The organism is Streptomyces sp. NPDC001027 (assembly GCF_040299045.1).
In the GTDB taxonomy this organism is placed as follows: domain Bacteria; phylum Actinomycetota; class Actinomycetes; order Streptomycetales; family Streptomycetaceae; genus Streptomyces.
Map to the genome: position 1 here is coordinate 1 of NZ_JBEPBI010000227.1, position 12,213 is coordinate 12,213.

The 12,213-nt window shown below is 71.3% G+C and carries 8 protein-coding genes and 1 pseudogene; 3 read left to right on the plus strand and 6 right to left on the minus strand.

The genetic code is table 11. The features are described 5' to 3' along the window. Positions 1-390: 390 nt before the first annotated feature. On the plus strand, positions 391-2,337 hold the full coding sequence (locus ABT300_RS35215) for a M1 family aminopeptidase (protein ID WP_351684669.1): 1,947 nt from the start codon (positions 391-393) through the stop codon (positions 2,335-2,337). Positions 2,338-2,520: 183 nt separating this feature from the next. On the opposite strand, the pseudogene ABT300_RS35220 reads toward ABT300_RS35215, so the two are convergent. After that, positions 2,521-2,802: pseudogene (locus ABT300_RS35220) on the minus strand (macro domain-containing protein); the annotation flags it as partial. A 419-nt stretch (positions 2,803-3,221) separates the two neighbouring features. Here ABT300_RS35220 and ABT300_RS35225 point away from each other — a divergent pair. After that, positions 3,222-3,764 carry a monooxygenase family protein gene (locus tag ABT300_RS35225; protein WP_351684672.1) on the plus strand — a complete coding sequence of 181 codons (543 nt, stop codon included), beginning with the start codon at positions 3,222-3,224 and terminating at the stop codon, positions 3,762-3,764. A 15-nt stretch (positions 3,765-3,779) separates the two neighbouring features. Further along, positions 3,780-7,208, plus strand: coding sequence for an ATP-binding protein (locus tag ABT300_RS35230; protein ID WP_351684675.1), 3,429 nt, complete (start codon positions 3,780-3,782; stop codon positions 7,206-7,208). A gap of 293 nt (positions 7,209-7,501) precedes the next feature. On the opposite strand, the gene ABT300_RS35235 is transcribed toward ABT300_RS35230, so the two are convergent. The 5 genes from ABT300_RS35235 to ABT300_RS35255 all read right to left on the minus strand — a co-directional run bounded on the left by ABT300_RS35235 (position 7,502) and on the right by ABT300_RS35255 (position 12,092). Next, positions 7,502-7,765, minus strand: coding sequence for a cyclic nucleotide-binding domain-containing protein (locus ABT300_RS35235; RefSeq protein WP_351684678.1), 264 nt, complete (start codon positions 7,763-7,765; stop codon positions 7,502-7,504). Between the two features lie 65 nt (positions 7,766-7,830). Then, entirely contained in the window at positions 7,831-8,127 is a 297-nt protein-coding gene (locus tag ABT300_RS35240; RefSeq protein ID WP_351684680.1) for a hypothetical protein, read from the minus strand. 573 nt (positions 8,128-8,700) lie between these two features. Continuing rightward, positions 8,701-9,210 carry an O-acetyl-ADP-ribose deacetylase gene (locus tag ABT300_RS35245; protein ID WP_351684683.1) on the minus strand — a complete coding sequence of 170 codons (510 nt, stop codon included), beginning with the start codon at positions 9,208-9,210 and terminating at the stop codon, positions 8,701-8,703. A gap of 34 nt (positions 9,211-9,244) precedes the next feature. Next, positions 9,245-10,657 (minus strand): phytoene desaturase family protein, encoded by a 1,413-nt coding sequence (locus tag ABT300_RS35250; RefSeq protein WP_351684689.1) that lies wholly within the window; start codon positions 10,655-10,657, stop codon positions 9,245-9,247. A gap of 547 nt (positions 10,658-11,204) precedes the next feature. Then, entirely contained in the window at positions 11,205-12,092 is an 888-nt protein-coding gene (locus ABT300_RS35255; protein WP_351684686.1) for an inositol monophosphatase family protein, read from the minus strand. Positions 12,093-12,213 lie beyond the last annotated feature (121 nt).

Consider the following 12,213-nt stretch of genomic DNA (forward strand, 5'->3'; position numbering starts at 1 on the left):
CACTCATTCCCCACCCGACGCTCTTCCGATCTCACGCGGACGACGAAGCGGACGAAGAAGTGGACGGCACAGCGGACGGGTGGGCGCCGGGACGGCCGAGCACGCGGACGACGAAGCGGACGAAGAAGTGGACGGCACAGCGGACGGGTGGGCGCCGGGACGGCCGAGCCGGGCGGGCGACGGGCCCGGCTGCGGCCGGGGTCCCCGCCGATGAGCGGGGGCGCCGCGTCCGCTTTCCGGTACCGTCCCTTTGCCCGCCACGGATGGCATGCCCGCGTCAGATCTGTCACGCTTCCGGCAACCGTCGCGCACCGCCCCGCGGCACACCCACGCCGTCGGGGGACAGCCACCGAGCAGGCCGGAAACCCGGCCGCCGCAAAGGAGCAACGCGTGAGACCCACCCCCCGCAAGGCGCTCGCCGCAGGCGCGCTCGCCCTGACCGCCCTGGCCGCCGTCTCGCTCCCCGCCGCGTCCCCGGCAGCCGCCGCGCCGGACGGGGCCGCACCCGCGGGCTCCGGCGCCGCGTCGCGAGGCGTCGCATCCGCGCCGGGCGCGTCCGTGGGCGCCGCGTCCGGCGGCGCGGCCCCGGCGGCCGCCGCCTGCACACCCGCCCAGGTCGTCGTCAACGGCGGCTTCGAGAGCGGCGCGTCCTCGTGGACCCAGTCCTCGACCACCGTGATCACCAGCCGTGCCGGGCAGACCGCCCACGGAGGCACCGCCTTCGCCTGGCTGGGCGGGGTCGGCAGCACGCACACCGACACCCTCGCGCAGAGCGTCGCCGTCCCCTCCGGGTGCGCCTCCGCCACCCTCACGTTCTGGCTGCACATCGACACGACGGAGACGACGTCGTCCACCGCGTACGACAAGCTCACCGCCAAGATCGGCACGACGACCCTGGCCACGTACTCCAACCTCGACATGAACACCGGCTACGTCCGCAAGTCGTTCGACGTGTCCGCGTTCGCGGGCCAGACCGTGAGCCTCGCCTTCACCGGCGTCGAGGACTCCAGCCTCAAGACGAACTTCGTCCTCGACGACGTCGCGCTCGACACCTCCGGCGACACCGCACCGCCCGCCGACTCCGTCCGCACCCCGGCGGCCCCGTCGTACACCGTCAGCCTGACCAGCGACGCCGCCGGCACGGTGTGGAACGGACACGAGAGCGCCACCTTCACCAACGCCTCCGCGACCGCGCTCACCGAGGTGTACCTGCGCCTCTGGGACAACTACCACGGCACCTGCGCCGCGATGCCGATCACGGTCGGCAATCTCACCGGCGGCGCCGCGGGCGCCCTGTCGGTCGGCTGCACGGCCCTCCAGGTCACCCTCGCCGCGCCCCTGGCCCAGGGGCAGAGCGCCACGATCGGCTTCGACCTCGGCATCACGGTGCCCAGCGGCGCCGACCGGTTCGGCCACGACGGGGCGTTCAGCTTCATCGGCAACGCGCTGCCCGTGCTGGCGGTGAAGGACGGCGCGGGCTGGCATCTGGACCCGTACACGAACAACGGCGAGTCCTTCTACTCCCTGGCCGCCGACTTCCGGGTGACCCTCGACCACCCGAACACCCTGCTCGTGCCGGCCACCGGCGCCTCCGTCGACGCCGCCGGCTCCAGCGGCCGCACCGTCACCACGGCGACCGCCTCCCAGGTGCGGGACTTCGCCTGGGCGGCCGGCCCGTTCAGCAAGATCTCCGGCACCTCGGCCGCCGGCACCCCGATCAACGTCTACTCGGTCTCCGGCATCAGCTCGGCCAACGCCCAGTCGATGCTCGCCACCGCGAAGACCGCGGTGGACGCCCACTCGTCCCGCTTCGGCGCCTACCCCTACGGCGAGTTGGACGCCGTCATCGACAACAGCTTCTGGTTCGGCGGCATGGAGTACCCCGGCTTCGTCCTCGACCTGGTCAGCACCACGGCGCTGACCCATGAGATCGGCCACCAGTGGTGGTACGGAATCGTCGGCGACGACGAGTACACCAGCCCGTGGCTGGACGAGTCGTTCACCGACTACGCCACCGACCTGGCGCTGGGCAAGACCGGCAGCGGCTGCTGGAGCAGCGTGTCCTGGGCCTCCTCGGCGGAGAAGATCACCAACTCGATGGCCTACTGGGACGCCCACTCCTCGCGGTACTCCACCGTCGTCTACGGCTACGGCAAGTGCGCGCTGCACGACCTGCGGCGGCTGATCGGCGACACCGCGATGGCCAAGCTGCTGAAGGACTACGCCACTTCGCACTGGTACGGCGTCTCGACCACGGCCGAGTTCAAGGCGGCCGCCCAGGCCGCGACGACCACGGACCTGACGTCGTTCTGGACCACGCACCGCATCGACGGCTGAGACGGCGGCCGAGCGACGGCACGGGCGGCGGACGACGGCTCAGGCGACGGACGACGGCTCGAGCGGCGGTGGCGGCCGACCGGATCCCGCGTCGGCCGCCGCCCTCCGGGGGCCCGGCCCGCGAAGTGCGCCCGCGGCACGTCCGGTCGGCCGGGCGTCCCGCTCGCCGGCGTGTGCGGGACGTCAGCCCACGCCGACCTGGTCGGCGAAGGCGCCGTAGGCCCGCTCGTCGAAGAGCACGAACCGCACCTCGGCCACCTTCGTGCGCGCCGCCCGTACCGTCTCGACGGCGATGCGGGCGGCGTCGTCCGTCGGCCGGCCGTAGACGCCCGCGGAGACCGCAGGGCAGGCCACCGTACGGGCGCCCAGCTCGTCCGCGACGCGCAGCGACTCCCGGTAGCAGGAGGCCGGCAGGTCCGAGCGGTCCTCGGCGGCGCTGTAGACCGGTCCCACGGTGTGAAGGATTTACCCAGCCTCATCCCGCCAGGACTACTGCCTGAACCCCCGTTGGGAGAGGGACAGTTGCTACCTGCCCCTCGTGAGTCACCAGCGTTGCATTGCAGGCGTTGGAATCCACGACGACCGTGACGGCACCTGGCGCTGGCGGTCGTCGTGAGCCATCAAAGCGGAGCCCGGTCATCTGCACCGGCGCCGGGAACCCCTCTCCGTAGAGGCCCCCTCCGGGGACCGTGATCCAACGTTTGTAAACCCCGCCTGGGCAGAGGATTGCTGTGCCCAGGCGTCGGCGGCCTGCTCGCCGAACTCCACAGGTGAGTGCGACCGCACGAATGCCGCCGCCCGCGCATTCAGTCGACGTCAAGTGTCCATTCCGTGCCCGTCACTAGCTTTGGCTCGTCACCCAACGAACCAAGGAGGCACCAGCGATGCCTACGCGCGTCAATCGGCAGACAGTCGACCTCACTGCGTATCCCGACCTCGTGGTCGTCTACCTCGGTATGCGAGTCAATCGGCTCTACGGCCTGCGCACCTTGGCCGGCTACGGCCCACAGATCGGCCAATCCGGGAAAGACCAGCCGGAAGGCCTGCTGTCGCACGAGTCGCTGCTGTGGTCGCTGTTCCCCATGCACGTCGGCATCCGCCAGTACTGGCGCGACCTGCCTTCGCTCTTGTCATGGACTCGGTCCGAACCGCACCGGCGGTGGTGGCGAGATTTTCTGCGCGACAGCGGCGGCACCGGCTTCTGGCACGAAACGTACCTGATCCGCGGCGGTATGGAGGCGGTGTATGACGACATCCCGAGCCGGCGAGGCTTCGCCTCCTTCGCCCCCGTGCGGCCCGCGCGCGGCCACCTGTTCGGCTCGGCCACGCGAGTCGGACGTCCTGAAGAAGCCGCCGCACCGGTCGTCAGCGAGGAAGAGCTCTACACGCCGGACGCCCAGTCGGAACCCACTGACGGAACGGCTTGATACAGCGTCGGCTCGGTGTCCGGAACGGCTCCCGTCTGCGCCTCGGAAGTCACTCGCGGACGGGAGCGAAACGATAAGCTTCCAGCGATGGCCGTCTCGGATGCGAGAGGTATCGCGGTGTCAGTCCCCGTAGTCCCCTCTCGCGGTGAGGAACAGCCAGCCGGCCGATCTTCGCCTTATCTGCAGATCTTGGGCCCGCTACGGATCTGGCGCGACGGTGTCGAACTGGATGCCGGGCCACGACAACAGGCATACCTCCTGGCGCTGCTGCTGGCCCGCGCCGGCCAGCCGACCAGCACGAGCGAGCTGATCGACCTGATCTGGGGCGATGCCGTCCCCAACAGCGCGCTCAACATCATCCACAAATACGTCGGCGCGTTGCGGCGACTGCTCGAACCCGCGATCCCCGCCCGTGAATCCGGCTCCTACCTGCACCGCCGCGGCAACGCCTATCTGTTCTCCGCCGCCCCCGGCGCCCTGGATCTCCTCACCTTCCGAGAACTCGTCGCGACCGCCAAAGAGGCCATGGCACAGCAATGCCAGGAAACGGCGCTCGACCGCTATGTCGAAGCGCTCGGTCTCTGGCGGGGTCGGGCGGGCGACGGGTTCACCCACAGGTCGACCGCACTGCCGACCTTCAGCGGTCTCGACGACGAGTTCCACGCCGCGTGCACCGAAGCGGCCAAGCTGGCCGTGTCGCTGCGCCGACCGGCATCGGTGCTGTCGGCACTGCAACTCGCCGCATCGAACTCGCCGTTCCACGAACCCGTCCACGCCGGTCTCATCACCACCCTGGGGGCCGCGGGACGCCGGGCCGAGGCACTGTCGGCGTACCACAGGGTGCGCGCCTGCCTCGCCGACGAACTCGGCATCGATCCCGGTCCGGAAATACGGGCCGCACACCTGCAAGTGCTGACGCAGCCCCAGACTTCGCCGCCCGTGGCGAGTACGGCCGGCGCTTCGGCGCGGAGGGAAGCCGGCCTCGTCGGCAGGGTCGAGGAACTCGCCGTACTGCGCCAAGCCGTGGAGAAGGCTTTCACCGGCAGTGCGGCGCTCGGCATCGTCCAAGGGGAGCCGGGCGTGGGCAAGACCCGGCTACTGCAGGAGATCGCTGCAGAAGCGAGTCGGCGTGGCGCGCTGGTCGTCTGGGGTTCGTGCCTGGAAGGCGACGGAACACCGTCGATGTGGCCCTGGGAACAGACACTCCGCCCGACTCTCGACAGCCTCCCCGCGCCGTTGCGGGAGAAGTGGCTCGCCAGTGAGCTCGGCGGACTCCTCCAATCTCCAGACGACTACGCCACGGGGTCGGCGATTCCCGACAGCCGTGCGCAGTTCCGCCTGTTCGAGCAGGTCGTCACCGTCGTCGGGCAGGCCTCGGCGCAACGGCCCATGCTGCTGATCGTCGATGACCTGCAGTGGGCCGACGCCGCCTCACTCCAGCTGTTCGGCCACCTGGCGGCCCGGCCGCCCACCGGCACGGTGATCGTCGGAGCGCTACGCGATCGCGCACCCGCACCCGGCTCCAGCCTGTCGCGGGTCCTGGCCACGGCCAGCCGGCTGCCCGGCCACCGCAGGATCCCGCTCGGCCCGCTCGGCCTGACCGACGTGACCGAGCTCATCCGCCGCGAAACCGGCCGCGAGCCCGGCGCCGAAGTCGCCCGCGGCATCCATGCTCGCACCGCCGGCAATCCGTTCTTCGTCCAGGAGCTGTCCCGGCTGCTCAGCGAGGACGGTTCGCTCGGCGACGGCGGCGCATCCGTACCAGGCGGCGTGCCGGCCACCGTGCGAGACGTCGTCCGCGATCGGATGACCGGCCTCGACGACAGCGCTCACAGTCTGCTGCGCACCGCGGCGGTCATCGGCCGCGAAGTGGACCTCGACCTGCTCGCCCGCGCGATGGGCGTCGAGATCGCGGAGTGCCTCGAACGCCTCGAACCGCTGCAAGAACTCGGTCTCCTGGAGGCCAAGCCGAAGGACCCGTTCTCGTGGCACTTCGCGCACGACCTGATCCGCGAGTCGATCACCGAGACCACCGCGCGGCAGCAGGCCGTCCAGCTGCATCTGTGCGTCGCCGACGCCCTCGATCCCATCCACGCCGACGACGAGTCCGTCGCCGAACGCCTCGCCTACCACCTGTGGGCCGCCGGCCCCCTGGCCGACCCGGGTCGCACCGCGAAGGCACTGGCACGCGCCGGTCGCCGCGCGGCGACCAAGCTCGCGTTCGCGGCCGCCTATCGGAACCTGGAATCGGCCATCCAGATCGCCCGGACAGCAGGGCTGCTGGAGATCGAACTGTCCGTCCTGGCGCTGCTGAACCTCCTCGCCGTCGAGCCTCCGGGAATGGGCGGCTCGACGTACGATCTGCTGGAACGGGGCGCATATCTGGCCCGCAGACTCGGCCGCGAGACGGCCGAGGCTGAGTTTCTCTTCTATCGGATGACCGGGGCCTACGTCTCCACCGAGAAAGACCGTGGGATGTGGGCTCGCCGGCTGCATGAGCAAGGCCAGGCGTCCCCGGACCCGAAAATCCAGGCGTACGGCCGGCAGGCCTGGGGCCTGTACCACTGGGATGTCGGCGACATCAGCGCGGCGTATCAGTGTTTCAGCTGGCTGGGCCGTACCACTGCGGACGATGTCGCCTCGCTGCTCGCGAACTCGGCCGACCCGCACCCGGGACCGGCTCAAGAAAGTCTGTACCACCTTGCCGACCAGGTCGGGGGTGTCCCGATTCGACGCCGTGACGACCGCGGACGCTGGCGGATCCCCGATGAGTGGATCGGCTACTTGGGGGTCATTACCTCGCTGCATGGCGATGTCGAGACGGGGCGGTCCCTGCTCGGCACGGTGTACCAGGCCGAGGGTGACCTCTTCGAGATGTCGGGCTGGACCCGCTACCAGACCATGGCCGCCTCGATGGCCGGTGACGCGGACTGGGCGATGCAAGCGACCGAACGGTGGGTCGCGGCCAGCGCCGACCTTCCCGGCGTCGCCCAGGAAACCTATATACGGCTGGACTGGTACTGGGCCCGTGCCCTCACCGGCGATGACCCGGCCGGCGCCGCGGCCAAGGCCGAACAGCTCCTGGCCACGACCCTGGCCGACCCGCCGAGATGGGGCCTCGCCTACTGGTACGGACTGGTCGCCGAGATGTGGCTGGCAGCCGAGCTGCCCGACCGGGCCGCTTCCGCCCTCGACCGGGCCGACCAGGCCGTCAAAGCCCACGGCCAACGCTACGCCGAAGGGCTTCTCCTGCTGCTGCGCGCGCGCCTGTTTCAGGCCCGCGGCGAACCCGTCGATGTCGTGCGAGCCGCCGCCGACGAAGCCCGCACCCGATCCGGCGAACGCGGGGCCCACCTCTTCGCTCGCCGCGCCGAGAGGTTCCTGGCCGATCTCGACCAGAATCCCGGAGCCCCGTTCATAAGCCACTCTCATGAACCTTCGTAGGGTGATGAGTCCGGTGACGGCGACGAGGACTTCGGGGAACTTCTCGATCGGTGTGCGGTAGCGTCCGCCTTCCTCGCTTTGGATCCGCCAGGACCTCACGTGGGCGACGGCGCGTTCGACGGCCGCGCGCACGCTGGAGAGCAGGGCGTTGTCCCGCTTGCAGTTCTCCGGCAGGTCGCGGCCGGGTAGTCGCTTGTACGGCACGAGGTCGTGCGCGTCGAGGCGCGCCCCGGGTATCGGCACCGGTCCGACCGCGACGAGATCGCCACCCGTCGAGCAGGCGATCTGCACATTCATGCCGGCGTACCCGGCCTTGACCGAGTACAGGTCGCTCGCCGGGGCTGCCCCGGTGGATTCAGACGCTCCGGCTCGATCGCCGTCACGTCCCGGACGATGTCCACGGTCGCCGACACGAGCAGGAAGAAGTCGTAGGTGTCGTCGCCGGTCGTGTACAGGTCCCGGCCGGGCTCGGCGTGGTCAGCTTCGCCGTACTCGGCGAGTCGGCGGAACTGTTCGTCGTCGAGGAGCGGCCCGCGCTTTGCCGCACCGTCGTTCACATGGTTCCTCCGTCACACCGAGCCACAACGGGTCTCTTGCCGGAGTGCTGGTCGACTCGGGCTGTTCAGGCGCGAACCGGAACGGGCGCCGGCCTCACCCTGGCGATGGTCGTGACGTACAGGAGCAGACCGGCGGTGGTGAGGACGAAGCCGGCCCACACGGTGGACAGCGTCCCCCAGCCGGCGTCGAGGGCGACGGCGCCGCCGATCGCGCCGAGGCAGTGGGCCAGGTTGAGGGCGGCCAGGTTGAGCGTTCCCATCCAGGTCGGGGCGTCCGGTGCGAACCCGGTCAGCCGGACCTGGACGGCACCCACTACGACCGCGGCGGATCCGGCCAACAGCCCCCGGCGAGTAGTCGTCATCGACATACACCCTTCGAAATCCGCTGTTCTGATTGATTGCCGGGCCAGCGTAAAACCGTTCACCTGACGAGCACTGAACAGGAATCCGGCGCCTTCCCGGGCGGATTCACCATCAGTTCCGTCGTTGTCGAGCACGCCGAACTAGCATCCGGAAATGAAGCCGAGAAAGGCCGAACACTGAAAGTCCTCGGCCAGCAACCGCACCCGTTTCCCAAGAGTTCGAGTAGCGCAGGGAAGCCGCCAGGAAAACACCGTCCGAGAAGGAGGGGACTCCGCCGTCGCCTTCGCCCTGATCGACGGTCAGTACACCGACGGACTATGACACGGAGAAGCATTCACATGCGCATCCAGCCCATCCCGCCCGACAAACTGGGCCGCCGCGCAGCCATGCCTGACGCCCCGTCAGAGACGGCGCCGCTCGCGTGCCGGCGAAACAGCAGGTCAGCACGCCTTCCCAGCAGGCTCAAGGATTGCGACGCACTCCGTGTGATGCCTCATCGGAAACAGGCTGCACCGTTGCGCACAGCCGTACAGGGGACTCAGGCGAGTCGGGTAAACGAGCCACGATCAAAGTCAGCCGACCTGCCGGGCGAACGCCTCGTACGCCCGCTCGTCGAAGAGCACGAACCGAGCCTCCTCGACCGCCGTCTCGACCGCCCGTACGGTCTCCACCGCGATCCGGGCGGCATCCTCCATCGGCCACCCATAGATCCCGGCAGAGACGGCCGGAAACGCCACCGTGCGAGCGCCCAGCTCGTCGGCGACCCGCAGCGACTCCCGATAGCAGGAAGCCAGCAACTCTGATCGATCCTCCTCATGAGTGAAACGCGGTCCCACGGTGTGGATCACCCAGCGCGCGTCCAGGTCGCCCGCGGTGGTGGCGACCGCTTGTCCGGTGGGCAGGCCCTTTCCGTAGTGCGAGGCGCGCAGACGACGGCAGTCGGCGAGGATCTCGGGGCCGCCCCGGCGGTGGACGGCGCCGTCGACGCCGCCCCCGCCGAGCAGCGAGGAGTTGGCCGCGTTGACGACGGCGTCCACGGACTGCCGGGTGATGTCGCCCTGGACGAGCGTGATCGTGGTCATGCAGGTGTGTATACCAACGCGCAGGGGCCCCCGCTCACCTGTTCTGCCGCAGCCTCCGCCAGACGGCCTTCGCCGCGTTGTGGCCCGACATGCCGTGCACGCCGGGGCCGGGCGGGGTGGCCGAGGAGCACAGGAAGACGGCGGGGTGCGGGGTGGCGTACGGGAACGCCGTCAGCTTGGGGCGCAGCAGGATCTGCAGCCCGGAGACGGCTCCGGCGGCGATGTCTCCGCCGACGTAGTTGGCGTTGCGGGCGGCGAGTTCGGCGGGGCCGGCGGTGGCCCGGGCCAGCACCCGGTCGCGGAACCCGGGGGCGAAGCGCTCCAGTTGGCGTTCCATGGCGTCGGTGAGGTCGCCGGTCCAGCCGTTGGGCACATGCCCGTACGCCCAGAACACCTGCTTGCCCTCCGGGGCGCGGGTCGGGTCGACGACGCCGGGCTGCACGGTGATCAGGAAGGGCCGGTCGGGCGCGCGGCCCTCCCGGGCGGGCGCGCGCAGCGCGGCGCCGATCTCCGCGCTGTCCGCGCCGATCTGCACGGTGCCGGCCCGCCGGGCCTCCTGCGCGGTCCAGGGGACGGGACCGTCGAGGGCGTAGTCGATCTTGAAGACGCCGGGGCCGTACTTGTACCCCGCGTAGTAGTCGCCGAAGCCGGCGATCCGGCCGAGTGCGGTGGGCGAGGTGTCGAAGACGTACGCGCGGGCCGGCGGCAGGTCGTCGAGGCGCTTGACCTCGTAGTCCGTGTGGACGCTGCCGCCGAGATCCTCGAGGTATGCGGCGAGGGCGTCGGAGAGGGACTGGGAGCCGCCGCGGACCACCGGCCAGCCACGGGCGTGCGCCGCGAGGGCGAAGACCAGCCCGACGGCGCCGGTGGCGAATCCGCTGAGCGGGGCCATGACATGGGCGACGAGGCCGGCGAAGAGGGTCTTGGCCCGCTCGTCGTGGAAGCGGCGGGTGAGCCAGCTGGACGGGGGCAGGCCGACCAGGCCGAAACGGGCCAGGGTGAGCGGGTCGCGCGGAAGGGCGGTCAGCGGCAGCGACATGAAGTCGCGGACCAAGGCGTCCCACTTGGGCAGGAAGGGCTCGACCAGGCGGCGGTAGGGGCCCGCGTCGCGTGTTCCGAAGGAGGCGGCCGTCTCCGCCACCGACCGGGACAGCACGGCGGCGCTGCCGTCGAGGAAGGGGTGGGCCATGGGCAGCTCGGGGTGCAGCCACTCCAGGCCGTAGCGCTCGAGGGGCAGGGCGCGGAAGGCGGGCGAGTTGATGCCGAGCGGGTGGGCGGCGGAGCACGGGTCGTGGCGGAAGCCCGGCAGGGTGAGCTCCTCGGTGCGGGCGCCTCCGCCCACGGTGTCCCGCGCCTCGAAGAGCGCCACGGAGAAGCCGCGTCTGGCCAGCTCCACCGCCGCGGTCAGCCCGTTGGGCCCCGCTCCCACCACGACCGCATCGAGCATCGACGGCACTTCGACCCCTTCGTCAGCCGGTGACCTCCGACATCGGTGGCCCCCGCAATCAGGATATGCCGGGGGCGACGCGAGACCTGCGGCGCGGGGGCCCGAAACCGGCCGGGCCGCGTTGGCGCAGGCCGGGCGGCGCTCCCGCGCGGACCGCCGCCCTGCGGGCAGCGGCACGGCGACCGAGCGACGCCCACAACACCGGACCCGGACGCTCAGGCCCAGACACCCAGGCCCTGATACCCAGGCCCGAACGGCCGGCTCGCACCGCGCGGGCTCACGCCGGGACAGCTGACCGGGGGTGGCCGCCCGTGGCCGCACCCTGCGGCCGGTCGGGACGCACGGCAGGACGCCGCCGGATGCGCGGCGGCCTCACCCACCGCCCGAGACCGGGCCACCCGCAGCCCTCGCGCGAAGCACGAACCGCACGCCCCCGCACGCCCGGCACTCACACACCCGAGGCCGAACCGCCCGCAGCCCTCGCGCGATGCGCGCCGCCGGACGCCCGGCGGAGTCACGGACCGGGCCGAGGCCGGGCCCGGCCGGTTCAGGCGGTGCGGCGGTGCGGCTCCGCGCCGGACAGGTGGCGCGGTTCGCCGCCCGCGAGCAGCGCCGCCACGCGACGGGCCGTGGCCGCGTCCCTGGCTGCCGTGAACGGCAGGGAGTTGCCGCCCCTGACGCTGAACGGCCGGCCGGTGAGGGTGAGGTGGGCGCCGCCCGCCTCCTCGACCAGGAGCAGCCCGGCCGCGTGGTCCCAGGCCGCCTCCCAGGAGAAGGCCGTGGCGTCCAACTCGCCCCGGGCGATGGCGAGGTACTCGAGGCCGGCCGAGCCGCAGGGGCGCGGCGCGACGCCGTCCGCCCACAGCCCCAGCAGGGCGCGCTTCTGTTCGTCGGTCGTGTAGTCGGGGTGCGAGGTGGCGACGGCGAGATCGCGGCCGGGCTCGGACGGGCCGGCGAACAGCCGCTCCCCGTCGAGGAAGGCGCCGCCGCCGCGGACGGCCGTGGCCAGCTGGCCGCGGGCGGGAGCGTAGGTCCAGGAGGCGAGCAGGACGCCGTGACGGACGAGCGCGACGAGGGTGCAGAAGCCGTCGTCCCCGTGCACGAACTGCCGTGTTCCGTCGACCGGGTCGACGATCCAGACCGGTGTCCCGCCCTGTATCGCCTCGTACGTCGACGGGTCGGCGTGCACCGCCTCCTCGCCGACGACGACGGAACCCGGCAGGAGGGCGCCGAGGGCCTTGGTGAGGTACAGCTCCGCGTTGCGGTCGGCGTCCGTCACCAGGTCATGGGGGCCGTTCTTCTGGTCGACCTCGTGCGCGGCGAGCTGCCGGAAGCGCGGCATGATCTCGGCTGCGGCGGCCTGGCGGACCGCCTCCTCCACGTCGGCGGAGTGGCGGGCGAGAAACTCGTCGATGGTTTCCGTGTCTTCGATCATGCCTCCATGAGAGCACGTCGCACTGACAATCCCCGCCCGCCCGGTGCATCACGGGTGGAATCGGGATGAAGAACGGGAGCCCGCACGTCCCGGCCGGGCGGGCGCCGCCCGCGCCCGCCCG